This window comes from Mesorhizobium sp. M5C.F.Ca.ET.164.01.1.1 (genome assembly GCF_004792125.1).
In the GTDB taxonomy this organism is placed as follows: domain Bacteria; phylum Pseudomonadota; class Alphaproteobacteria; order Rhizobiales; family Rhizobiaceae; genus Mesorhizobium; species Mesorhizobium wenxiniae.
In genome coordinates, this window is sequence record NZ_SRTG01000397.1 from 1 (window position 1) to 318 (window position 318).

Consider the following 318-nt stretch of genomic DNA (forward strand, 5'->3'; position numbering starts at 1 on the left):
GAGCGACCAATTTTCGCAGGACGCCGCCGGCAACGAAAGACCTCACGTCGATCCGGGCCTCAGCCGCAAACAGGGCGAGGTCGAGGACAAGACCCATCAGTCGGAAGGCCGCAATCCGCCGCGGCAGCCGACGCCAAGCCCCGCGACCGAAAAGAGTTCAGGCGCTGGCCCGGCAGTCGCGGAGCATTCCAAGTCAGCCAAGGCGCCCAGGAGCGGCCGTCAGCCCGTCGCCTATGTGAAGGAATGACGGCGGCGCAGACGTCGTGGAACATACCTATGACTTCTAAGTTCGGGGACTGCTGCCGCCGGCGATCCGGC

Annotated in this window: 1 protein-coding gene; it reads left to right on the forward strand. The window is 65.7% G+C overall.

The annotated features are described in order from the left end of the window. Positions 1–247: hypothetical protein (locus EN807_RS33975; RefSeq protein ID WP_135938050.1), on the forward strand; the 247-nt coding region annotated here is incomplete at its 5' end. Positions 248–318 lie beyond the last annotated feature (71 nt).